Genomic DNA, 23741 nt, shown 5'->3' with positions numbered 1-23741 from the left:
CGCTTAACCCGGCGAATCTATAAAACAGCCGTTTCCTAACTGATGATAGCGGCCTAATGCGACAATATATTTCCTGTGGCTATTGTTCGCTTCGGGGCCTGTCCAGCTCTCCCCTGGTAGCATATAAAATTGCGTTGAACTTTCATCGTCACCATTGCAGCCTTTCTGCAGAATGACTCTAAAATAGGTGTTGCCGGTGTTTTTAATGGTGCCCGTGGCTTCGTTAATTTCATACTGGAATCGCGTCTTGCGGGGGCGCACGATGAGAATCGTGCTCATCGACACCGAAGGGACAACCGCCATTTTTTTCTGATCCATGCGCCAGGGGAAAACCGTGACGGGCGTTTCCTTAAAGATCACCCGATAATATCGCTCAACGTCATCTTTGGGCCCGCGATAATAGAGTTTAAAATATTCCTGACCTTTGGCCTGTACGGTGAACTGCAGCGGCGACCAGACCAGGTCTTTGCTCTGACCGGGCACCGGTATTTCATCACCGTTGCCCGGCCGGGAGATTTTGTAAGCCGAAATGGTATATAAGTTAGTGCTTTTTGTATCGTTGACTAGCGGCCGGGAGATAAAATCTTTACTGGCATCCATATCATAAATGATGGAATCAAAGTACACCGCGGAAGCGGGCTGGACACACAGCCCGCACAATCCGATGGCCAGGATTTTTTGCATCATACCCCCCGATCGACGCCGACCCATGTGGCGGTCACTTTTACATCCCCGGTGGCGCTGACGGTCCCCATCCAGTCATGTCCATCGGTGGTGAACTGTGAATGCGGGTCATCCATCGGAAACAGCAGTTTCAGCGTGGTGGTAAAAAAGAAACCATCGTTGACGTTAGCGTTCCAGGCCGTCTGTACCCAGGCGGCGTTGGTCATATCGACAGGGTTTTCACCGCAGCTGTTGCGGACTTTTACCGCTTTACCGGCAGCGGACGTCCATTCGAGGTAGGCCGGGATGGGGACTTTTAGCGTCTCGTCCGCTGAGGTAAACAGGCAGTACGGCAGACCATATATGTTGATGGAGTCGCCGATGACCTGGGCGGTAATACTGTCGGCCTGACGCGACGCGGAGGTGGTGACTTTATATTCAAAAGTGATGGGCTCTTCGCTACCGATCTTGCCGGATGCTTTGGGATGAGAACGCCCGTCGCTGGCAACAATGCTGATGCCGTATTCCCGCGGGATGATGTTAATTAATGTGGAAGGCGTGAACTGATAATAACCCGATTGCGGGGTGACGGAGTTATCAAAATAGAAGGTAAACAGTTCATTCTTGTTGGTTAAATCCGTTCCTGCCTTGAGGGCTTTTTGGAAAAAGGCATTGGACAGGAATACGTAGACGTACTCGCCTGACGGCTTGAAAACCTTGTTATAGGTAATGGCAGTACCGAAATTAGTCCAGCTAGCCCCATCACCGCTGTACTTTACGTCAGACGAAGAAGGGGAAAATCCCAGCATCGCCGTGTCGATAACCATCCGGAAATCAAGTGAGGTGGTGAGAGTTTTGGTCTCCTGAAAGTTGTAAGACACCATTTTACAAATGATCCCGGAAGCGCTCCCGACTACGCCCATCTGGCACAATTCAGAGCCGAGGTTAACGCTTGGCGTACCGTCGCTGGCAATCCACACTTCCGCCATAGATCCGGTACTGTTTAAGGTCAGATGCGAGACCTTTTCAAGGTTCATCGTATAGTAAACCCACTTTCCTCCGCTGGGGAGATCTTTACAGCGAACGCCGGAAGCAAAGTCATAATCGGCTTTGGAGTCCATATAGCAGAGATTAAGCTGCAAACTATCGATGGTTCCCACCGGCTGATTGCGAAAATACTCATAGGCCGACTGGCTCAGCACTCCGGCGCCGTAGTAACCGTTTGCTACGCTGTTGCCGGACATCGCGTGATAGTAACCGTCTTTGTCGAGGACATCCGCAGGGATATAGCCGGAAGCCGGGCAGTTTGCGCCAGTAGACATGCAGCGGAGCCCGAGAAACGGTTGGTTAATGGGGGAGTTGTCGATCCAGAGATCAAAATAGCGGTTACTGTAACTCCAGCCCGAGTTGCCCAGATATCCCAGACTACGCTGGTTCGTTTTATATTTCGTCCAGATATTGGCCCCGGTGAAGCGCGGGGAGAGGGAGCTGGTGGTGATGAAATATTCATCATCGACATCATTGTCGATAAACATATAGGTGTTGCTGCCGCTCCCGTCGTTGGTAGCGGTGAGCGCCATAGCCGGCGCGGCCAGCAGCCAGCCGGCCAGCAGCATGATGGCCTGGGGTTTAATAGACATTCTTAACATCTCCAGTCACTGATGCCGTTTGTTGTTGGATCTCACAAGGGATCTCACCGACCCATACGGCGCCTTTCGCCTCTGTCAGATCCAGATCCACTTCGCATATGCCGCCGAATTTATCGACCAGGGTGATTACCGGGAAGCGCTTATCGACGTCCATGGCGAACTCGCCGAGTTCGTCGGTGCGCGTTTTACCAATGTGGTTATGAATATCGGCGTTGGCGTAGTAACCGCCGCGACGGTCTTTCACCCGGCCAAATACGGTGACGAGCTGTTTGACTTCCGGGTTAAGCACGCTGACGTTGCCGGGATAGAGCACGACTTTGTTACGTCGGCCGGTCACGATATCGACGCTGTCTTCCGAATTTTTGTCGTTCATCAGCTCCACTTTATATTCCGCGTAAGGCGGAAGACTGATGAAGTTGCTTTTGCCGGTCAGCGGGTAGTTCTGGCCGTTGATCTGCGCCATCATCCTGCCCTTGCCGCTGAAATGGGTATTCACCACCAGGCCCGCGGTTTGGGTGCCTTTTCCGGCATAGATATTTTTTTCCGTCCAGGCCACGCTGCCCTGCGAGCTCAGGCTGTAGTTTGAACTGTGCTGCGATGAGCGGCTGACGGAGACGGTGCCAGCGTTATATTTGGTGTCATAGCTGACGTAACCATTGGCGGCGTAATCGTCGGTGCGATAGCGGCTATCGTCATTTTTGTTCTGTTTAATCTGTTTTGAAACCGATGCTCCCACCTGAGTAATGGCGCTGTTGTCAAAGCTCTTGCGCAGCGTGGCGTTCGCCAGCATGTTACCGTTCTGGCTGGACACGCCGGTGCTAAGCCAGGCGGAGAAGGGGATAGAAACGTCAATATTGACGTACTTATCGCGCAGATTTTCGTGGGTGTTGTACTGATAATTCTGAATACCGGCGCGCAGAGAAATCGTCGCGTAGCGATTGGCTAGCAGCGATTGATCGTAATCGACGTTGGTATAGGTGCTCCCGGTATATTTGTTATTGGTTCGGCTGACGCTCAGCGTACCGAGGAACGGCGCGATTTTGCGCAGGTTCGCGTTGGCGCCGACGGTCACATAGTCGTTTTGCTGCATCGGTAGCGCGTTACCGATGGAACTGTACTGGCGCGATCCCCACAGGTTGCCGTACCCGTCCGGTAAACTCATATTGAAGGTGGAGGTACTCTGCCAGCTGCCGTCGGTAGCGAGCAGCCCCTGCTGGTTAAAGCTGAACGCGTTGTTGAAAATAACGTTCGCTTCCGTTTCATTGACGCCGTTATTGTCAAAACCGTAGAGCGTGGTTTTCAGATTCACGCCGGAAAGCCAGGGTTGGCTGGTTGCAGCGGCGACCCCGGCTATCCACGTATTCCGTGTACCATAATTGATGTTGTAGTTGTGACGATAGTTCATCTTGTTGTATTCGAGGCTGCCCGCGAAGGTTTGCCACGAGAGATCGCCGGTGACGCTCGATTTCCGGGCGAACGTTTTATTGATGTTCGCCGTCCGGCTGCTGACCACGCGCCCGTTAACGACCACCTGTATATCAACGTTGTAGATGCCAAACGGCAGGCGCGACGTATCCAGTTCGTAGCTGCCCATGGAGAAGTTTTGAATGCTGAGCAGTTTACCGTCACGGTAAACGTGCACTTCACCGGCGGCCGGCAGGAACACCGTTACGGGCACCAGAGCAAGCGTATTGTCTTGCGTTTGGGAACTGCTTTTATTGCCATAGCTGATGCCGTAAATGCGGCTGGAGTTCAGGGCGCTCATGCTGGCGATCGATTGCAGATTCCAGGTATCCACCATTCCCATGGCGAAGCGGCGTCCCTGATAGTCACGTTCGTACATCGAGCGATACAGTTTACCCTGCTGGTTGCCGGTACCAATTCCGTAGAGGGAACCGTTAAAGTTCAGATGGTGCTCGCGCAGCGACCAGGTATTGTCCAGCGTCAGGTAGCTGCTGGCGTTATCGGTATTCTCATATTTGTTGTAATAGCTCCCCATCGAGTAATTCAGCACGCTCGAGAGATTCTGAGCAGTGGATTCCCCAAGCATGTTGGTACGCGGCAAAATAGCGGCCTGCATGGCTGCCCGGTTAACCGTCAGCTCAAGATAAAAGGAACGCGTATCGAGTGAAAGTGAGGCGTCTTTGTTGATATAAACGCGCTGACCGTCGCCGATGCTTTTGTCCTGCATCTCGTTGAGCAACGATTTTATCTGCGGTGATAATTCGGTTCGCTCAGGGAGATCGCTCAGCGCGATCTGGTTCAGGCGAAACTCATTATCCTTGATTGTGAGGACAGCATCGGCGATTTTTTGCTGGCTGCGTTGGGTACTATTATCGCCTTCATAACGAATAAAAACAGGGACCGTCATGCCCTGATATAACGCGTTAGCAAATACCGAAGGAATAACATAGTTACTGACTTTCACTGGCGCTGTAGCATTAGCTGCCCAACCCTGGTTTACCGTGATCAATAACCCAGCGAACAACGTCCCTTTGACATAACCAAGATTATCCATAATGTTACTCAGTTTACATTTATATATTGCTCACCGTGCCATATTCCAATTCGCGTTTGTTTGTTGGTGAGATCGGTATGCTTTATTTTTACGCTGACACCAGGCATGACATAATAGCGTTCACGGCAGCCTTGACCCTCATCCTTCGCTTTATCACGACAGGGCCCGTAGGAGATAACGCGGAATGAAGCGTTGCCGGTATTGGTGACCGTGTCATTATCGCGACGATAGTCAAATCTTTCTTCACGCGGCGCGACCACCAGAATGGTACCAATAATGGCAGAGGTCGTTGCCTCACCCTGTTTTTTCTTCTTGCTGGCTTCGAATTCGGTCACCGGCTCATCGGTCCAGGATATGCGGTAATAACGTTCCTGGTTGTCCTGAGGTCCTTTGTAAAAAAAACGAAAGTTCTCTTTGGCATTTCCGGGTAATATCAGACTGGCTGGCGTTGATAATAATTCCGATCTGCTCGCCATCGGGATAACCTTGCCGCCGGCCATAGGCGATGAGATACGCTCCACGCTGACGCTAACGTAACGCGCCGTATCGGTGGTATTAATGATTTCTTTTGCCAGAGTCGAGGCATCCGGCCCCATTATTGAGGTGACGTCTCCGACATTAATCGCATAGGAGGAGGGCGTCACGGTGAATAAGAAGAGAGAGAGTAATAATGGATTCAGTTTCATGGCGCATCCTTATAAGGAGGCCGAAGCCTCCTTGTCATACCGGACAGGTGTTGGCTACACCTGATTAGATAGTCCAGACCGCGTTGAACTGAACGCGAACGTCGCCGCTCCAGTAACCGTCGGTTAAATCTTTGAACTCAGCGGCGGTGCTGCCGTCAGAAGTCGCAGAGTCGACAGTGAAATCGAAGTTACCCTGAGTGCTGACGCGATCGGCGCCTGCGAAGGCGGTAGCGACAGCCAGCGCATCCAGACCCGCGGAGATGTTGTTGGCGGTATCAATCATCGTTACCGGCGTGGTTTTGTTCAGCGCGTTGCCGTTCCAGCTCACACCAACGGCCAGAGTAGAGGCATCAGTGGTACGGCTCAGGGTGTTGCTGACGATCTGAGAGGTCAGCGTGAAGTCGGTCGCGCCAGACTGGCCCTGGATGGTGATGTCAAAAGCGCCTTTCTGGGCGTTAAACGCTTTAATCCCTTCAGCGTACTGGAAGTTCAGGGATTTCAGCGGAGTGACGACCAGCGCGCTGGTGGTGTCTTTAGTTGCGCTTGCATCCCAGCTTGCCGTGGCGGAAGTGGTCACGTCAGCCATTGCGTTGGAAGAGATAAGAGCCGCAGCCACAACACCCGCTAATACGATTTTTTTCATTTTAAATTTCCTGAGAATAATTAAGTTAGTTCCATTTATGGAGTTATTGCTACAAATACTGATAATGACTTTATCCAGATAGAATAATGTTTAACTTCCCTCTGCCTCCCATCTTATTCTGCAAGCTGAGCTTGATTGCGTAGATTCTTTTTTCTGCCATCTGCAATTCGTTGGCTATTTGCTTAATCGACTTTTCTGCGAGTAAAAGATCGAGAACCAACACTTCCTGGTCGCTGAGTTTTTGGCGGTAACCTCGACCATCTCTTTGACCGAGAAACGAAAGCTGTATTTTCTTTCCAATCTCATGCCGGGTATCGCTGGCGTTGATAATAGAAATTATCTGCTGACAGCGGTGTTTCCAGTACAGCGCGAGCGGTTGTGCTAATCTGTCGGCAATCAACACTACCCGCAATCCTGTTTTGATCAGATATTCAAGCCATTTATTATTGGTGAATAATCTGATGTTGTAGCGAGAAAAATCAACAAAAATAAAGCCAGAGTTAGAGAGGTTGTAGTGCTTGTTAATTAAAAAACAATGCACACCATTTTTTAAATAGATGTTTTTATCGGGCCATACGCAATAGCGGGTTTCAATGCAGTTAATCGATTTTATCGTAGGTCGGGGATAGATTTCGCATTGATACTGACAGCTTATGCAGTGTACCTTCTCATATTTCTGTGGAGCCATATGTCGATTTATTTCCCTATATTGTCTTACCCTATCGTTCAATGATGTGGCTATATTATGGCTAGTTAATAAATGTGACAACTTTAATTTCTGGATGGTTATATAGATGAAAAATGTGTAAATTCTTAATGCCAAAAACTGTCTGGATTTATACTAACCTACTCTAATGAATAAGAAAAATCTGAAGGTGCAGAGTTTTATGTCGATTCCTCTTTAAGAATTATCCATGGTGACCAGGAATTTTCTCGCTGAATGGGAGAAGATTGGTTAAAAAAAAACAGCACAATAAGTCAAAAAAAACGCTATTTCATCACTTTTTGTTAATTTTGTGTTTTTATTTTGTTTTATTTTATGGGGTTTATTCTGTAAATACCTGCTTTTTGTAAGGGAAAGTTGCGATATTTTGGATTAATGGGGAAAGGATAGTCTGGTGAAATATGATCTGGCGTACAAAACAGGGCGTTTTTATGCACTAAAACGCGTCGGCGTTTGAAGGGGAGTGAATCAGAAGGATGCATTAAATCTTAAACAGAAAAAGAGGACAAAGGATTTTCGGAGAGACATGGCGCTGCAGCCTGAACTGGCTCTGCCTGCAAGCCGCGTAGCGCAACCGGGACGATGGCAGTGTGGATTTTGACTTGCAGACAAATGAGCGAATACTTTCGATGCGCCCCGGGCGCTTACGCCCCTTTCAGCAGAGGAAGCAGGTGGTTCTCGGTAAGGGGAGCAAGCTTAATATGCCGATCCTGGCCCGGCGTATACCAGATAACTTCTTCTATTTCTGCCGTCGGTGTAAAGCTCGCTCTGTTGGTGGCTATCTGAAAGATATCCGCAGAGACCGTATGGCCCGGCTCGTTTGCCGCCGTATCGGTGAAGCGGCCTACCGGGACCAGTTCTTCAGGTGAGACGATGAAGTTGAGCTCCTCTTCGAGCTCGCGGATCAGCGCCGCTTCCGGGGCTTCCCCGATTTCAGGCTTTCCACCGGGCTGCATAAAGTACTCAGTCCCTCGTTTGCGCACTAAAAGACAGCGTCCTTGGCCGTCGGCGATCACTGCCGCCGCGATATGAATATTTTTTATTGTGTTCAAGAGATACCCCAGTTATATGCCGATGATGTTCAACGGCCAGCGTACGTTTCATCTCTCGCGAAACAACGCCGGCGCTATCATGATAGCGACCTTAGCGTGCTAATCAATCCCGTCGATTATCGCAAAACCTGCTGACGGCGCAGGCGGGGCTCATTTATGATAGCCTGCGAAATATAACGTCTATGCGGGAAGTGCAGCCTCTATGTCAATTCAGAAAATCGCTCGCCTGGCGGGCGTCTCGGTGGCGACGGTATCGCGAGTATTGAATAACAGCGATACCGTTAAAGCGAAGAATCGCGAACGTGTGCTGCAGGCGATCAAAGAGAGTAACTACCAGCCGAATCTGCTGGCCCGCCAGCTGCGAACGGCCCGCAGCAATATGATTCTGGTGATGGTCTCTAATATCGCCAACCCCTTTTGCGCCGAAGTGGTCAAGGGCATTGAAGAAGAGGCGGAAAAGAACGGCTACCGGATCCTGCTGTGTAATTCAGGTTCGGATTTAGCCCGTTCAACCTCTGGGCTGCAGCTGCTCTCCGGCAAAATGGTCGACGGCATCATCACCATGAACGCGCTCTCCAGCCTGCCGGAACTCACCACCATGATCGGCGACGCGCCCTGGGTTCAGTGCGCGGAATATGCTGATAACGGCAGCATCTCCTGCGTCGGCATCAACGACGTCGACGCGGCGCAGGGCGCCGTTTCCCGGCTGGTTGACGGCGGGCGTAAACGCATTGCTTTAATCAACCACGATCTCAGCTATCGCTACTCGCGCCTGCGCGAGCGCGGCTATAAAAGCGTTCTGCACGTTCGCGAACTGGCGTATCAACAGGTGATCTACGCCAGCGATCTGAGCGCCGCGGCCGGTAAACAGGCGATGGAGACGCTGCTGGCGCAGGAAGAGCAGCCGGACGCGGTGTTTGCCGTCTCTGATTCGCTGGCGGCGGGCGCGCTGCGGGCTATCGCTCAGGCCGGAATGCGGGTGCCGGATGATATTGCGGTGGTCGGTTTTGATGGCACCGAACTGGCTGAAGTGGTATCGCCGCAGCTGACCACCGTGGAACAGCCTTCGCGCGAGATTGGCCGTACGGCGGTCACGCTGCTGATGAAAAGAATCGACAATCCCGACGCCGCGGTCGAGCGGGTGATGATGGACTGGCGCGTCATTTCCCGCGCCAGTGCCTGAGGATATTACTGAGACACCGCGCCCGCCAGCGAACGAATGTCGTTACCGGTAGGGGACTGATGGATCCGCAGGCCGAATTCGTCAACCACGGCATAAACGTGATCGAATATATCCGCCTGAATGCTTTCATATTCCGCCCATACCACGGTGTTGGTGAAGCAGTAAATCTCAATCGGCAGGCCGCTGGCGTCCGGCGCCAGCTGGCGCACCATCAGCGTCATATCTTTACGGATGCGCGGATGATTACGCAAATACTCCTGCAAATAGGCGCGGAAGGTGCCGATATTGGTCATCCTGCGCTGATTCAATATCGATTGATCGGCGGCGTTCTGCTGGTTCCACAGGCTGATTTCCTGGTGACGTGAATCCATATACGGCTTCAGCAGCCTGGCCTGAATCAAGCGCTGCTGCTCCTGTTCATCAAGAAAATGAATGCTGGTGGTATCGATATTCAGGCTGCGCTTAATGCGGCGACCGCCGGATGCCGACATACCGCTCCAGTTTTTAAATGAGTCGGAAACCAGCGACCAGGTTGGAATGGTGGTGATGGTGTTATCCCAGTTGCGTACCTTCACCGTGGTCAGGCCGATGTCAATCACCGCGCCGTCGGCGCCATATTTGGGCATCTCCAGCCAGTCGCCGAGCTTGAGCATATCGTTGGCGGAGAGCTGAATTCCCGCCACCAGGCCAAGAATAGGATCTTTGAATACCAGCATCAGTACCGCGGCCATCGCGCCGAGTCCGCTAATCAGAATCGCCGGCGACTGGCCAATCAGTAAGGAAATAACCAGAATGCCGACAATAATCGCGCAGACCAGCTTAATACCCTGAAATATCCCTTTAAGCGGCAGCTGAGAAGCGGTGGCGAATTTCTGCGATAAATTGAACACCACGTCCAGCAGCGAAAAGAAGGACAGCATCGCGTAGATCATCACCCACAGCTGCGCGCAGGTGGTGAGTATTTCCGCGGCCTCGCTGCCTTTTTGCAGCCACAACACCGCCTGCACGTTGACGATAATCCCCTGCAGGGTGAAGGCCAGACGATGAAACAGTTTGTTCTGGGTAATAATTTGCAGCCACAGGTGGCTGCTGGCTTTCGCCCGCTTTTCGAAGGTGCGCAGCACCACTTTGTGCAGAATGAGATGAACGACAATCGCCGTCAGAAAAATAATGCCGAAGATAATAATGAGTGAGGTGGTGGGGGTAATTTTGATGCCTAATGCGGCGATTTGCGATATGAATTCCTGCATAACGTCTCCTTTACATCCAGCGGTTATGATGACCGCTGGATGTCTATTATGCAAATCGCAGGTTACGCTGTTGTGAATTATGGGGTCGCTACCGCCGGACGGACGTTAAGGTGATGGCGTAGCCACAGCGCGATGGCGCCCAGGACCAGCATCATCACCACTTCCACCGCCAGGAAATCGATCAGCGCCTGGGGATAGTCGCCGCCGCTGCGCTGGGCAAGGGTTAAGAATAGCGACCCGAGAATTGCCGGGCCCAGGCCCAGCGTCGCCTGCTGCAGAGTGCTGAGAATCGCGCTCCCGGCCCCGGCGTCGCAGGCGCTGATATCGCGCATCCCGATACGGTAAAAGCTGTTGACGATCAGCGCCTGCCCGTAGCCGATGAGCGCCGTGGAGGGGACCAGCGCCAGGGTGGTGGTGTGGATACCAAGGCGATAAAAGGTCGCGCTCAGCAGCAGCAGGCCGACAATCTGCACCGACAGGCCGGTCAGCAAAATGCGCCCCATGCTGTAGCGGGCAATCAGCTTCGGCGCGTACAGCGCGGAGATGAAGTAGGCCACGCCGAGCGCGATAAAGCTGTTGCCGGACTGCCACGGCGCCATCCCCAGACCGGCCTGCATGGTCAGCGCCATGCAGAACATAAACCCGGACCAGGCGCTGAAAAAGAGCAGGGCGATGGCCATGCCAAAGCGAATGCTGGTGAGCTTCAGCAGGCGAGGCGGCAATAGCGGCTGCTCGCCGCGCTGCTGTTTACTCAGCGCGCTGGCCCGCATCCAGACCAGCAGCGGCAGCACCGCAGCTAACATCAGCTGCAGCGTCCACGGCCAGTGCAGCTCCGGCCCCAGCGCCATCGGAAACAGCAGGCAGCAGAGGATTAGCGCAAGACTGAAGGTGCCCTGCCAGTCGATGCGCGAATGCGCTTCGCGCCGGGTCTCCGGGACGTATCGCGGGCTGAAGGCCAGCACCAGCAGGCAGATCGGCACGTTAATAAAGAAGGCATTTCGCCAGCCTAAACCGGCGATATCCGCCGAGACCAGCCAGCCGCCGCCCATCTGACCGACGATAAAGGCGATTCCGCCAATGCCGCCGTAGAGGCTGATGGCCCGGGCGTGGGCGGTGCCTTTGAGGGTGATATGCAGCGTAGCGAGAATCTGCGGCACGATCAGGGCCGCGCCGGCGCCCTGGACCGCGCGCGCCGCCAGCAGCGTGCTGATGGAGTTCGCCATCCCGCACAGCAGGGAGGCGACGCCAAAAATCGCCACGCCCCACATAAACAGACGGCGGCGGCCATAGTTATCGCCAAGCTTGCTGCCCATCGCCAGGCAAACGGCAAAGGCGACGCCGTACAGCGCGACGATCAGTTCCAGCTGGGTGGCGCTGGCGTTCAGCGACTGGGTGATGGAGTCCAGCGCGACGTTGGCGATCGAGGTGTCGATCAGCGGCAGCATCTGGCCGGTCAACAGAAGGAATAAACCGGCGCGGCCGGGTGAAACAGCAGACGAATTCATCGGATCTCTCCATTGCGTCATTCAGCGGATGGCCGTAGCATCACCGATAAATTAAACGGGTACCAGTTCCTGCTTATACTGGTATTGGCACTACCATGCTGGAGGTTTTATGACGACCATGCCGCAACGTGAATCGACGATCGCCGCGCCCGATGATGCCCGTAAACAGCTGGGGGCGTTTCTGCGCGCCCGGCGTGAGAGCCTCGATCCGCAGCGCCTGGGGTTGCCGCGCGTTGGCCGACGACGCACGCCGGGCCTGCGGCGGGAAGAGGTGGCGATGCTGGCGGAGGTCGGCGTCACCTGGTACACCTGGCTGGAGCAGGGGCGGGAAGTGAATCCGTCCGAGGCCGTGCTGGTGTCGGTGGCGAACGCGCTGCAGTGCAGCCCGCTGGAGACCCGGCACCTGTTTGTCCTGGCCGGACTGACGCCGCCGGAAGCCGCGCAGGTCACGGTATGCGAAGGCATCAGCCCCGGCACCCGGCGGATGCTCGATAGCCTGATGCCGCAGCCCGCCAGTATTCAGAAGCCGAGCTTCGATATTGTGGCGTGGAACGACAGCTTCTGCCGCCTGATGGGCATCGATTTCGCCACCATTCCGGAAGAGGATCGCAACTGCATTTATCTGTATCTGACCAATGAAACCTGGCGCAGCCGTATTGAAAATCGCGACGTGCTGGCGACGTTTGTCTCCTATTTCCGCGCGGCGATGGCGGAGCACCGCGGCGATCCGCTGTGGGAGAATAAGCTGGCGCGCTTTTTCGCCGCGTCGGCGGAGTTCGAGGCGCTCTGGCATCAGCGCTATGAGGTACGCGGGGTGGAAAATCAGGTGAAACACTTTAACCATCCGCAGCTCGGACGCTTCAGCCTGCAGCAGATGTACTGGTACTCGGCCCCGCGCAACGGCTCGCGCCTGCTGGTCTATTTGCCGATGGATGAAACGGGCGAGCGGGCGCTGGCGTGGTTGGATAAATAAAACCATATATTGCTGGAGAGTCAGAGCGGGACTCTCCAGCCACGTTTTGCCAGAGGGGTAAATCCTCCGCGGGTAAGGTTCGCCGGGAGCGGATTTGAACGCCGGGTAACGGCGGCCTATCAGGGCGAGGCCCATGGATGGGCCGAGTAATCCGAAGACAACGCACAGGCAACCTGAAGTATGGCGGGGATAGATATTTCTCTGTTTATTGCCAATAACCCGGCTGTTTGCTTATTCTGGCGATAGCGTGGCCAGGGTGAAGACGATAATTAAATAATCATTTACGCCAGGAATCTATTAATTGTGGCGGCGGGAGGTTGAGTCATCCTGGGAAAACTATCCAAAGATTAAATAAGTGTTTTTGTTATTATCATTATCCATGATGATAGTTCCGGCGGGTTATGTGACACAGTACAAATAATTACAATTATTGAGCTTGTTGAGAATATATTTCACATGCGTTGAATGCATGGTTTCCTCTATTGTGATAGGTTGCTTGTTAAATAATAAATTCATATAAATCTATATATTTTCAGAACATCTAAATATAACGGGAAGTTGAATGAAACGAATTGACCGGGTTTACCATTGGCTGCTGGAACACGCAGACAAAATGAGCTGGCATGATATGTGTTTGCAGAGAGGGTTCAATACCCACGATATTGCTGATGGGCTGCGTATTTTGCGAAACAATGTCAGTTTCGAACTGGGTAATTTGTTACGTATGCAGCAGATCGTTAAAGTGAAAGGAAGACCGATAGCCTACATTCCTAAAGTCAGCGTTGAACGTGCGTTGGGTATCTCTCTGTCAGAGGTGGAGTTTGACAGTTTTGATGCGCTGAATGCGCTGGTTTCTCCTGGCGGGGAAGTCGCGGCGCAGGCGCCAGCCGATTCGCGGGTTTCTGAGCACCGGAGCGCCGATCCTTTTAGTTTGCTGATTGGCTTCGATGGCAGCTTAAAAACGCAGGTCGAACAGGCAAAAGCCGCTATCCTGTATCCACCGTCCAGCCTGCATACATTAATTACCGGGCCGACAGGCGTTGGGAAAAGCCTGTTTGCTTCAGTTATGTTCAACTATGCGTGTTTTGTTGGCCGTTTTGATGCGAAAAAACCCTTCATTGTGTTTAACTGCGCAGACTATGCAATGAACCCGCAGCTGCTGATGGCGCATATTTTTGGTCATATCAAAGGGGCGTTTACCGGCGCTGGCGAGGACAAAGAGGGATTGGTTGATAAAGCTAACGGCGGAATGTTATTTCTGGATGAGATACACCGATTACCGCCGGAAGGGCAGGAGATGGTCTTCTACTTTATGGATACCGGTACCTACAGCCGGCTGGGGGAAACGGAAAGAAGACGTACAGCGAGCGTTTTATTGGTGGGAGCCACTACCGAGAATTTAGAATCTGCAATGCTCAAGACCTTCATTCGCCGTATTCCAATCATCATTCATCTGCCAACATTCGAACGGCGCAGCACCCAGGAGAAAATATCGCTATTGAAATTCTTATTGAATAGAGAAGCACAGCGTATTCAGAAACCGATCAGAATTGATGTAGAAGCAATGAAGGCGCTGATAGGTAACACTTCTTTTGGCAACATTGGGCAAATGAAATCCAATGTGCAGCTGGTATGTGCGAATGGCTTTTTACACTGTTTGCATCAAGATATTATTGATATCCGCTTCCGCGATCTGCCCAGCGAAATTAAAAATGGCCTGTTTCATCTCGGCGCACGGCGCGATGAAATGCAGCAGATCAATGATTACCTTGAGGATTTTTTAGTTATTCAGCCGGGAGGCGAGCCGTCGCCGCTGCAGGAAGACGATCAATATGAACCCACTTTCAACCTGTATAATATTATTGAAGATAAAGTCACTTTTATGCAGGATCATGGCCTGTCCCATGAGGAAATTACGCGCTTTATTTTACTGGACATCAGCATTCATCTGAATACTTTTTATATGAAGTTTCAGAACAATGCCGGGATGCAGGAAAATATATTAAAAGTAGTCAATGAGGATATCCTGCATTTCTCACAGCAGATGAAAAAAATCGTGGAACGGGAATTGAATCATCATCTGACGGAGCGCTTTTTATTGGCATTTAGTTTACATCTAACATCTTTTTTAGCGCGAACGGAAAATCGCCATACCGCTCTGCTTCCCCGTATTGAGCATCTACTGATGAACCAGGGGCAGGAGTATCAGGCCGCTAAAATAGTCAAGCAGCACATTGAAGACAAATTTGGCATTGATGTGCCTGTCGTCGAAGAGATGTATTTAACGTTGCTGATTGGTTCTTTGTTGAAAACCCAGCAGGAAGAGCGTGTTGCGGTACTTGTCGTAATGCACGGGAGCCATACCGCCAGTTCGATGGCTAGCGTTGCCCAAAAGTTACTGGGTGAGGGCAATATTGACAGCATTGATATGCCTTTGGACATCAGTCCCAAACTGGTGCTCGATCAAATGCGCCAGCGTATTAAAGAGCTGAATTGCAACAAAGGCGTGCTGCTGCTGGTGGATATGGGATCGTTGAACGGTTTTGGCGACATTATCATGCAGGAAACGGGAATACAGATACGCACATTAACCATGGCTTCGACGCCCACGGTCATTGAGGCAGTAAGAAAATCGGCGGTCATGGGAATGGAACTGGATGATATCTACTTTTCGCTGTGCGATTTCAAGGGATATGGCAGTTATCGTAAAACGACGCAGCAGCTGGATACATCCATGCTTTATCAGAAAGTGAAGGCGATCCTCTGCGTGTGCTCAACCGGGCAGGGAACGGCGGAGAAGCTGAAAACCTTTGTCGACGGTATGCTGTGTAATATGGAACGTTGCGATATTAACGTTATCGCGATGCCGCTGAATGAAGTCGAAATACAAAGAGACCTTTTACTCAAACGTTACGAGTTCATTATGTCTCTGGGGATAGCAGATCCCAGAATCAATGCCCCTTTCTTACCTCTGGAAACGTTGTTTTCCAGCAACGGTGAGGCGCAGTTTACGCTTCTCGTTCAACGGAGCCATTTACAGTCGGTTATTCGGCCGCATGCGATGGTGCGCAAAATTAGCGAGGAGAGTATGACCGAGTTTCTGACTTACCTTAACCCGAAAAAAGTGGTCGATCCGGTGCTGGAGTATATCAGTGAGCTGGAGAAGCTGGAGGGATTCCCCTTCGATAATGGCATGAAGGTCAGCATCAGCGTGCATATCGGGAGCGCGCTGGAGCGAATGGTACAACACTGTGGCCTGAAGTATGATGGTAGCCTTAGCGAAGACAACCAGAAAAAACTGGATACCTACCAGACGATTGCTCGTTGCTTCCAGAAAAAGCTGGCGATTACCCTGGATCGCGACGAGCTTAGCTACATCCTGGAGATGGTCGCGGAACTCTCCGAGCGTTCGGCTGCACAACAGGAAGATTTATCGTAGTCGTTTAATGGCCTCTTTCAGAATGCGCAGGTTCTCCGGCGCCGGGCGGTTTGTTCTGTCCGGTGAAGCGTGACGTTTTTCGCCTACTGGCCGTTAAATGCTGTGGGTAGATCGTCGATGAAAGGCTTCAGTAGACGATTAAAGCTACTACACTTGGTTGATTCTGGCGTGCTGTCGCGCTGCAGATGTTGATAAATTTGCTCACTCCGCTGCGATACGGCTTTATCTTCAGCGATATCCCAACCCCGCTGCCTGGCTACCTTATCAATAGCGTTGGTCATGACCGCGTCGCTGGGTAAATCACTGCGGTGACATTGATATTTCAGATATTTTGCGCTGGCGCTCACGGAGGCCAGTTGTTCTATTTGCTCGTCAGGAGGAATAGGCTTTTGTTGTAATGAAGAACGGGATTGTTGACAACCTGTGCTGACTAGCAGAAATGCAATCAGCATAAAATGGCAAAAACGAGATGACCGCATGGCAATAATCTTACTCTTATCTAAAAAACAGCATTCTAGCAAGTTACCCCCGGTTGTCACGAATTAGCGCGGCCGGCTTACTTTATTGCGATCTTGTTCTCATATTTGCTTTTATAATTTCTGATTTATCCCCCAGTGAATCCATCACGCCTTCGGCTAACACTTCTTAATATTCACGCTATAATAATAGTGTGATACACATGGATTTGTATCCTTAATTCCCTGTTCTAGTGTATTGATATTTTAATACACAAAAATATAGCCCCTTTCACAAACCCCGAGTTCATCGACTTCTCAGCCCTGTTAACGTCATTAATACACTAACCTGGCACATTCTTTGCTGGTACAGACTCGTATATTATTTTCGCTCAATAAGATTATGGTTTCATTTACTAAAAGCAGACGTGATGGTTTAAACAGGAATTTGAATCAATGAATACAGCAATCATAGTTGCTACTCATGGCGCAGCCGCAGGACCTTTGATTAATACCACTCAGATGATCGTCGGGCAGCAGGAAAATATCGCCACGATTGATTTTCTACCTGGGGAAAACGTTGATACGTTGGTCACTAAGTTTGAAAACGTTCTCCAGACGCTGGATCAACGAGATGGCGTTATCTTTCTGGTTGATATTTACGCCGGTAGCCCTTTCAATGCGGCCAGCTTGCTATCGATGAAAAAAGATAACTGGGATGTAATAACCGGGGTCAATGTTCCGATGCTGATCAACGTGTTTTTAGAGCGAGAGAGCGTGGGGGAATACCTGCAATTAGTCGATATCTCAAAACAAACGGCAAGAGATGGCATTAAGTCTCTCAAATACAGTTTAAATAACAATAATACAGAAGAGGATCATCTTTGAAATGAATGTTTTATTATCACGTATCGACGATCGTTTTATTCATGGCCAGGTGGTTACCCGTTGGGTAAAAGCGTATCCAGCCGATCGTTTAATTGTCGTCTCTGATGCCGTGGCGGCGGATGAATTGCGCAAGTCTCTGCTCATCTCCGTTGCTCCTTCAGGCATGATTGCTAGCGTGGTGTCCGTGGAAAAAATGATTAACGCCTGGCATAGCCCTCGCTACGCAGGGGTCAGCGCATTTCTGCTATTTGAAAAACCGGGGGATGTTCTGCGATTAATCGAGGGCGGCGTCGCGATTAAAAGCGTGAATGTTGGCGGAATGCGCTTTGAGAACGATCGCGAGCAAATCACCAAATCCGTCAGCGTAACCTCAGACGATGTTGCGGCATTTCATGCTCTGCATGCGTTGGGCGTAGGTCTGGAATTACGCCAACTGCCGTCCGATGCCGCCGTCGACTTTATCTCCAAATTAAAATAATCGAGGGAATCATGACCACTATACAAATTATATTGCTGCTGGTGATTGCAGCCATTACCGGGATGGGTAGCGTGCTGGATGAAGGGCAAACGCATCGTCCACTTGTTGCCTGTACGCTGGTTGGCTGGGTACTTGGCGATATGACTACCGGTATCATTCTTGGCGGTACGCTGGAAATGATGGCCCTCGGGTGGATGAACGTTGGGCTGGCGATGGCGCCGGATACCGCCATCGCCTCGGTGATATCGACCATTCTGGTGATTAATACAAATCAGGGGATTGGCGAAGGCATCGCGATTGCCGTCGCGTTAGCCGCTGCGGGTCAGGCGCTGACGATTTTTGTCAGAACGATGACGGTGTTCTTGATCCACCGGGCGGATACCTATGCTGAAAAGGGCAATATGCGCGGTATCGAAATCATGCATATCACTGCGCTTGGTTTCCAGGCGCTGCGCGTGATGATTCCTACCTTTGTGGTGGTCATGATGAGCGTTGATTCGGTGCAGGCCATGTTGAACGGTATTCCGCCAGTGGTGACGCATGGTCTGCAAATTGGCGGCGGTATTATTGTTGTTGTGGGTTATGCCATGGTCATCAATATGATGAGCGTCAAATATCTTATGCCGTTCTTTTTTGCCGGTTTCTTGATTGCGGCTTTTACCAGTTTCAACCTTGTTGGTTTAGGGGGAATGGGATTAGTCGGTGCGTTGCTGTATATACAGCTGAGTCCAAAATACCAGCCTAAAACCCTGACCGCCGTGGCGGATGGTGGGCCGGCTTCTTTAAATAATAACGACGATTTGGATGCATAATGAAGAACACTATGATGACGAGACACGCCGCCAATCTGGGTGAAAAAAAATTAACCCGCGGTGATATTATTAACATGTTTATCCGTTCAAATTTCTTGCTCGGTTCATTTAACTTTGAACGTGTACAGGCGATGGGCTACTGCTTCATCATGATCCCCGCCATTAAACGCCTGTATGGGCCGGGCGCGGAACGTAATGAAGCCTTGAAGCGTCACCTTGAATGGTTTAACACGCAGCCTTTCTGTACTGCGCCGATTCTGGGGGTGACAGGGGCGATGGAGGAAGAGAAGGCCAACGGCGCGGATATTGATGGTAGCAGCATCAGCGGCGTAAAAGTGGGCCTGATGGGGCCGTTTGCTGGCGTCGGAGATCCGATCTTTTGGGGGACAATTCGTCCGGTTCTCGCGGCGCTGGGGGCTTCCCTGGCCCTGGGCGGAAATGTGCTTGGCCCGTTGTTCTTCTTTTTCGCTTTTAACGCTATTCGTCTGGCGGTGAAATATTTCGGTTTGAAATACGGTTATGAAAAAGGGCGTGAGATATTAACCGATCTCGGCGGTAATCGAATCCAGAAACTGACCGAGTCAGCGTCAATCCTGGGCCTGTTTATTATGGGAGCGCTGGTTTGTCGATGGACAACGATCAATGTGCCGATTGTCGTCTCCCGCATTACCGGCGCGGATGGGCAGGTCGTCGTGACAACGGTTCAGGGGATATTGGATCAGCTATTGCCGGGTATGTTACCGCTGCTGTTGACCCTGTTCGTGGCAAAGCTACTCCGTAAGAAGGTGAACCCGCTGCTGATGATTATCGTCATATTTATCATCGGCATTTTTGGCTACTGGGCCGGGTTCCTGGCATAAATAATAATGAGGAGATAGTACAAATTATTAAAATATTACATGTTATGGATAACACATTATATCTCCTCATTAAACTTGTTCTTTACATATCCAGCATCGGAACAGAACGGAAGAATATATAAGGACAGTATATGAAATATCATTTTTTTCAGAAAAATAGACTCAGCCTTATTACTCTGGCAAGTTTAGCGTTACTGGCGGGGTGTGATAATTCGGATGATTATAGCGAGAATCATCCCTCACATCAGCAGTCATCGTATCTTGAGAAATATCGCCCTCAGCTACAGTTTACTGCGGCTAAAAACTGGCAAAACGACCCTAACGGCATGGTTTATTTTGACGGCGAATATCATCTTTTTTATCAATATAATCCGAATGGCAATAGCTGGGGAGATCTCTCGTGGGGACATGCCGTCAGTCGGGATCTGGTCCATTGGGAGGAGCTTCCCGTTGCGCTGCCGGTGGAAAAAGATGCCGATGGTAACGTCACGCAGATGTATTTTTCCGGCAGCGCGGTAGTTGATTTCAATAATAGTAGCGGTTTTGGTAAAGCGGATCGGCCGGCAATGGTGGCTATGTACACCAGCTATTATCCAACCGACATGACGCTGGATAATGGAAAGACTATCGCGGCAGGAACCCAGGCGCAGTCTATTGCTTATAGCCTGGATAAAGGGCGAACCTGGACGCAGTATGAAGATAATCCGGTCATCCCTTTACCGCCAGCGGGCTATGAGAGTCAGTTTAAGGAATTTCGCGATCCTAAAATATTCTGGTATGCGCCGGAAAACAAATGGATCATGGTGGCGGTCATTGCGACTCAGCATAAAGCGGTATTTTATTCATCGACCGATTTGCGTGATTGGAACTTTATGAGCGAATTTGGTCCGGCGAATGCCGTTGGTGGCGTCTGGGAATGTCCTGATTTATTTGAACTGCCTGTTGACGGTGACAGTAATAATAAAAAATGGGTAATGGTTATAAATATTAATCCCGGCGGGCCTGCTGGCGGATCGGGTAATCAGTATTTTATTGGTCACTTTGATGGTGAACGTTTCACGCCTGATGATGATAGCGTGTTCAACGGCGAGGCGCCCGTCGGTTCACTCATTGCCGATTTCGAGGAAAGCGAGAGCGAATCCGGCTGGACGGCGACAAAAGATCTGCAGGGGGCTTATCTGTCTAAAGGCGACCGCGCCGGGCAGTCTGGCGTTAGCCAGTATCTGGGAGAGCAGCTCGTCAATACCTTCGTTAATGGTGATGCCAGCGTCGGCAGCGTAACGTCCCCGGCGTTTAAAATTACCGATCGCTACATCAATCTGCTGGTCGGCGGCGGCAATCATCCGCGTAACCCGGATGCGGTCGAAGACAGCGTTCCGCCTTCCGGCGATCTGCTGTTTGCCGGTGCCGATTTTGAGGGGGAAGATGGCGCAACTTATGATGATATTGGTTGGACCTCAAGCGGCGATTTTGTTGGCCAGGTCGTTGCCAGCGGCACGATAGCGACGCAGCAGCAGGTCTCCGGTTTTATGGGCAGGAAACTGGTCAACAGCTATTTTGGTGAATTAGTGGGTAAAGGGGGAGATGCAGTGACGGGGACCCTGACTTCAGCGAACTTCACCATCAATAAACCCTATATCAACTTCCTCGTTGGCGGCGGTAATCATCCTTATGGCGCGGAAGGCGCGGCGGCCGTCGTGCTGTTGGTCGATGATAAAGTCGTCAGGTCAGCGACCGGTAGCGACAGTGAGTCGCTGAACTGGACGCACTGGGATGTACAAGAGTATCAGGGTAAGCCCGCCCGGATAATGATCGTTGATGAAAATACCGGTGGATATGGCCATATTCTGGCTGACCAGTTTATGGCCGGGGATGAGCCGGCGCAGCCAGTATCAACGGAGACCACGGTTAACCTGCTGGTGGATGGCAAGGTCGTTTATAGCGTAACCGGGGATAATTCGGAAACGCTGGGCTGGCGTTCCTGGAACGTGGCCGCACTGAAGGGAGAGATGGCGCAAATCCGCATTGTGGACAATAGCACCGCCGGTTTTGGTCATGTGCTGGTCGATCACATCATACAGTCCGATCGGCCCAGGCAGATTGCGAACTGGGGGGACTTCGGGTCGGATTTTTACGCGGCAGTGACCTGGAATGGCGCACCTGATGGTAAACGCTATTGGCTTGGCTGGATGAGCAACTGGAACTACGCGGGCAGCATTCCTACCACCCCGTGGCGGGGCGGGCAGACTCTGGTTAGAGAGTTAAGTTTGCAGACGATTGATAATAAGATTCGCCTGGTACAAACGCCGGTGGATGCGCTGAAATCGCTGCGTAATAACGCCTTGTTTACCCTGTCCGAGGAGAAGGTGGTTGCCCCTGGCGACACGCTATTAGCGGATAGCCAGGTTCAGGGCCAGGTGTATGAAATCGAGGCGGAGCTGCAGCCAGGCAGCGCGAGCGAAGCGGGCTTTAAGGTTCGCACGGGGAGCCACGGCGAGGAGACGCTGGTCGGCTATGATGCCGCGGCCGGCGAAGTGTTTATCGATCGTACAAAATCGGGAACGAATGCGTTTAATTCTGGATTTGCGGCCCGCCATAGCGCTCCGCTGCCGTTGTCGGATAACGCCTCGGTAGCGCTGCGTATTATTGTCGATACTTCATCTGTTACCGTCTTCTCAGGGAAAGGCGAAGTCGTGCTGACGGATCAGATTTTCCCGGAGCCGACCAGTCAAGGCATTGAGATATACAGTAAAGGTGGAGATATAAACGTAAAATCGTTGACTATCTGGCCTCTGAAATCAATCTGGGCAGATAAATAAAATATTAAGCGAGTATCGCGTAATACTTTACCGTTGGTTCGTTTTTTTAATCACGCAAGCGCGGTCTGGATAATCGTAAAATATTCAACCGTGCTTGTGTGAAACCAATTGGTTTATTGTCTGCGTATGCCGCGGTTCATATTGCGGAAGTTATATTAATAAATATTGTCCTGATGAGATAACAGAGCAAGGATTAGCATTGTGATGTCCAAAGGCATAAATGTCGCGTTCCATAAAAGTTCTTCTGTAAATAAACAGAAAGCTGGGTAGGGGGGGCGAGATGCAATTATCTGGCAGGTTGCTGGCATGCAGAGAAGCGGCTTCGCGGTTTTTGACTCCGCGTTGGATGATATGGGGATTATCGCTCTTGATATTAAATCAGCTCGCTCTGCTGAGCTGGCGGAGCTGGCTGGCTGACGATATATACCATGTGGACCTGGCGAAAGCGAAAGCCAATTCCGCTCCAGCAAAACCAGACCGCGGAATTGCGGCGGAAAACGATCGTTTTACCCTCTTTGGGACTTCGTCGTCCGCTTCCTCCGCCTCAGGCCCATCGGTATCCGACAATATCATTCGTCATGCGCCGCCGTCGTCGCTCAAACTCCGTTTGGCCGGGGTTGTGGTGAGCTCCGACCCCCAAAATTCGATGGCGATTATTGCCAAAGATAGCAAGCAATTGACGCTTTTTGTCGGTGACAGCCTGCCGGGTTATTCTGCCAAAATTATGTCTATTTTTTCTGATCGCATTGTGATTTCTTACCAGGGGCGCTATGAATCGTTATTGTTTAATGAACAATCGGATGCCGGAAGAAGCATCAATAAATCATCAGTAGCGCAAATCAAGACCCGGTTGCAAAAACACCCGCAAAATATTCTTGATTATATCAAGGTGACACCCGTCATGGTGGAGAACAAACTTGCAGGCTATCGCCTTAATGCAGGTAAGAATAGGGATTTATTTTATCAATCAGGTTTGCAGGACAACGATCTTGCTATTGTGCTTAATGGTATGGATTTACGCGACACTCAACAGGCTCAGCAGGCACTGAAACAGCTTGCTGAACTCAGTGAGTTGAATCTTACCGTTGAGCGGGACGGTAAGCGACAGAATATTTATTTTGTGCCTGGAGATGATTAATTGTTG

Annotated in this window: 19 protein-coding genes; 9 read left to right on the top strand and 10 right to left on the bottom strand. The window is 51.1% G+C overall.

The genetic code is table 11. From position 1 onward, the window contains the following. Positions 1-3 precede the first annotated feature (3 nt). From F8562_RS28915 to F8562_RS28885, 7 genes are all read right to left on the bottom strand, one after another. Positions 4-687 carry a fimbria/pilus periplasmic chaperone gene (locus F8562_RS28915; RefSeq protein ID WP_032694585.1) on the bottom strand — a complete coding sequence of 228 codons (684 nt, stop codon included), beginning with the start codon at positions 685-687 and terminating at the stop codon, positions 4-6. Then, positions 684-2303 carry a hypothetical protein gene (locus F8562_RS28910; protein WP_014228277.1) on the bottom strand — a complete coding sequence of 540 codons (1620 nt, stop codon included), beginning with the start codon at positions 2301-2303 and terminating at the stop codon, positions 684-686. The genes F8562_RS28915 and F8562_RS28910 overlap by 4 nt, the downstream gene beginning before the upstream one ends. Then, positions 2293-4830 (bottom strand): TcfC E-set like domain-containing protein, encoded by a 2538-nt coding sequence (locus F8562_RS28905; protein ID WP_014837730.1) that lies wholly within the window; start codon positions 4828-4830, stop codon positions 2293-2295. Before F8562_RS28905 ends, F8562_RS28910 begins: the two co-directional genes overlap by 11 nt. An 8-nt stretch (positions 4831-4838) precedes the next feature. Then, entirely contained in the window at positions 4839-5516 is a 678-nt protein-coding gene (locus F8562_RS28900; protein WP_014228279.1) for a hypothetical protein, read from the bottom strand. A 64-nt stretch (positions 5517-5580) separates the two neighbouring features. Further along, positions 5581-6159, bottom strand: coding sequence for a common pilus major fimbrillin subunit EcpA (gene ecpA / locus F8562_RS28895; protein WP_014228280.1), 579 nt, complete (start codon positions 6157-6159; stop codon positions 5581-5583). Positions 6160-6229: 70 nt separating this feature from the next. Beyond that, the gene (locus F8562_RS28890; RefSeq protein WP_094909242.1) at positions 6230-6847 is read right to left on the bottom strand and encodes a LuxR C-terminal-related transcriptional regulator; all 618 of its coding nucleotides are present in this window, start codon (positions 6845-6847) and stop codon (positions 6230-6232) included. A gap of 680 nt (positions 6848-7527) precedes the next feature. Further along, entirely contained in the window at positions 7528-7926 is a 399-nt protein-coding gene (locus tag F8562_RS28885; RefSeq protein WP_032721746.1) for an NUDIX hydrolase, read from the bottom strand. A 211-nt stretch (positions 7927-8137) separates the two neighbouring features. On the opposite strand from F8562_RS28885, the gene F8562_RS28880 reads away from it, so the two are divergent. Continuing rightward, positions 8138-9118, top strand: a complete 981-nt coding sequence (locus tag F8562_RS28880; protein WP_014837732.1) for a LacI family DNA-binding transcriptional regulator — start codon at positions 8138-8140, stop codon at positions 9116-9118. A gap of 5 nt (positions 9119-9123) precedes the next feature. Here the strand turns inward: F8562_RS28880 and F8562_RS28875 are convergent, their stop codons facing one another. Both F8562_RS28875 and F8562_RS28870 read right to left on the bottom strand, forming a co-directional pair. Continuing rightward, positions 9124-10368, bottom strand: a complete 1245-nt coding sequence (locus tag F8562_RS28875) for a mechanosensitive ion channel family protein (RefSeq protein WP_014837733.1) — start codon at positions 10366-10368, stop codon at positions 9124-9126. 77 nt (positions 10369-10445) lie between these two features. After that, on the bottom strand, positions 10446-11873 hold the full coding sequence (locus tag F8562_RS28870; protein ID WP_014837734.1) for an MFS transporter: 1428 nt from the start codon (positions 11871-11873) through the stop codon (positions 10446-10448). Positions 11874-11982: 109 nt separating this feature from the next. Here F8562_RS28870 and F8562_RS28865 point away from each other — a divergent pair, with 109 nt between their 5' ends. Continuing rightward, complete coding sequence (locus F8562_RS28865; protein WP_014228285.1) at positions 11983-12846, top strand: helix-turn-helix transcriptional regulator; 864 nt, start codon at positions 11983-11985, stop codon at positions 12844-12846. Positions 12847-13408: 562 nt separating this feature from the next. Beyond that, positions 13409-16285: a sigma-54-dependent transcriptional regulator gene (locus F8562_RS28860; RefSeq protein ID WP_014228286.1), complete on the top strand. Its 2877-nt coding sequence runs from the start codon at positions 13409-13411 to the stop codon at positions 16283-16285. A gap of 83 nt (positions 16286-16368) precedes the next feature. On the opposite strand, the gene gspS is transcribed toward F8562_RS28860, so the two are convergent. Next, positions 16369-16764 (bottom strand): type II secretion system pilot lipoprotein GspS, encoded by a 396-nt coding sequence (gspS, locus tag F8562_RS28855; protein ID WP_042934299.1) that lies wholly within the window; start codon positions 16762-16764, stop codon positions 16369-16371. Positions 16765-17196: 432 nt separating this feature from the next. Here gspS and F8562_RS29835 point away from each other — a divergent pair, with 432 nt between their 5' ends. The 6 genes from F8562_RS29835 (at position 17197) to gspC (ending at position 23735) form a co-directional block, all read left to right on the top strand. Then, a complete protein-coding gene (locus F8562_RS29835; protein WP_014228288.1) occupies positions 17197-17628 on the top strand; it encodes a mannose/fructose/sorbose PTS transporter subunit IIA in 432 nt (143 codons plus the stop codon). A 1-nt stretch (position 17629) separates the two neighbouring features. Next, positions 17630-18106: a PTS system mannose/fructose/N-acetylgalactosamine-transporter subunit IIB gene (locus F8562_RS29830; RefSeq protein WP_014228289.1), complete on the top strand. Its 477-nt coding sequence runs from the start codon at positions 17630-17632 to the stop codon at positions 18104-18106. Positions 18107-18117: 11 nt separating this feature from the next. Further along, positions 18118-18918 carry a PTS mannose/fructose/sorbose transporter subunit IIC gene (locus tag F8562_RS28840; protein ID WP_014228290.1) on the top strand — a complete coding sequence of 267 codons (801 nt, stop codon included), beginning with the start codon at positions 18118-18120 and terminating at the stop codon, positions 18916-18918. An 11-nt stretch (positions 18919-18929) separates the two neighbouring features. Next, entirely contained in the window at positions 18930-19778 is an 849-nt protein-coding gene (locus tag F8562_RS28835; RefSeq protein ID WP_014228291.1) for a mannose/fructose/sorbose PTS transporter subunit IID, read from the top strand. Between the two features lie 131 nt (positions 19779-19909). Continuing rightward, entirely contained in the window at positions 19910-22597 is a 2688-nt protein-coding gene (locus F8562_RS28830) for a glycoside hydrolase family 32 protein (RefSeq protein WP_014228292.1), read from the top strand. A gap of 280 nt (positions 22598-22877) precedes the next feature. Further along, positions 22878-23735 (top strand): type II secretion system protein GspC, encoded by an 858-nt coding sequence (gspC, locus tag F8562_RS28825; RefSeq protein ID WP_071881718.1) that lies wholly within the window; start codon positions 22878-22880, stop codon positions 23733-23735. Positions 23736-23741: the final 6 nt, after the last annotated feature.

It is taken from the genome of Klebsiella sp. RCJ4, assembly GCF_009025755.1.
In the GTDB taxonomy this organism is placed as follows: Bacteria; Pseudomonadota; Gammaproteobacteria; order Enterobacterales; family Enterobacteriaceae; genus Klebsiella; species Klebsiella michiganensis.
This window is presented reverse-complemented; position numbering and strand designations above follow the sequence as displayed.